This is a genomic window from Mesorhizobium sp. P5_C1 (assembly GCF_054049815.1).
On sequence record NZ_JBFULQ010001178.1, the window covers coordinates 1 to 863 of the forward strand.

The 863-nt window shown below is 59.3% G+C and carries 2 protein-coding genes; both read right to left on the reverse strand.

The genetic code is table 11. The features are described 5' to 3' along the window. Positions 1-328: 328 nt before the first annotated feature. Positions 329-526, reverse strand: a complete 198-nt coding sequence (locus tag ACXJ7R_RS34715; RefSeq protein WP_457155736.1) for a hypothetical protein — start codon at positions 524-526, stop codon at positions 329-331. Between the two features lie 32 nt (positions 527-558). Then, positions 559-765, reverse strand: coding sequence for a hypothetical protein (locus ACXJ7R_RS34720; protein WP_457155737.1), 207 nt, complete (start codon positions 763-765; stop codon positions 559-561). Positions 766-863: the final 98 nt, after the last annotated feature.

Below are 863 nucleotides of genomic sequence, written 5' to 3' on the forward strand. Positions count from 1 at the left end.
ACCACCGGCCCCAACACATATGACCGCTATGTGCGCCAGTTCGGCAATGAGTGCGACTGGCCCGACGTGCCGATGTCCGCCGCCGTTCCAACCCGCGACGGCCAATGCCGCGTCTATCACTGTGAGGAACCGAGCTACAATCTACTGGTGCGATAACGCCATGAAGGTGGGGATYCACAGAATCGCGGTTTCGATCTATGGTGAGGGTATGGACACGGTCGATGACCTTTCGTCTGCCCTCAGAGCGCCTCACTGGGACGTGTGGAGCCCGATCCGGCGCTTCGGCCCTCGATCTGCCTATAAGCTTGCTGGCGGCCTCGCTATCGGCCTAGGCATCGCCATAGGGCATGCATTGGCAGGCTAAAGCTGTCAGTGCCTTCGGCGTGATCTCCTCGACCCGCACCTTGTCGCCGATCTCCTTGGCCATAGCCAAGGCCTTGTCTTTGTCCTTGGTCGTCAGCACGGTGCGCCAATGCGGCTTCTCGAACACGCTGACCACATAGGTTGTTACAGGCTCATGAGGCATCGCTAAAATGTAGCTCTGCCTGTCGGCGGCGTCTATCGTTCGAAAGGCGGTTTCCAGTCGCGATTGCTCTTCGCCTGGATGCCCTTATAGTCAGGAACGACGGTGAAAAACACCGACCGGGGGTCGCGCCCTGCAGCCTTACAATCCGAGCAGCCGAAGCGGCCAACCAGATCCCAATGCATCGAACCGTGATCGGGGCCGAGCTTGTCTATCAGCGCCAGCACATAGGGTGCTCGCAATTGACGTACATCGTTTCGCGAGCGGCCAGGGTATCGGCGAGGGTCTTGGACATGGCGATCTCCGTTGAAGGGGGGTCGCCGCAACAGAGGAATATAAT

Coding starts and splice junctions, on each gene's coding strand:
- ACXJ7R_RS34715 (WP_457155736.1), bottom strand. CDS start 526: ATGCCTCATGAGCCTGTAACAACCTATGTGGTCAGCGTGTTCGAGAAG.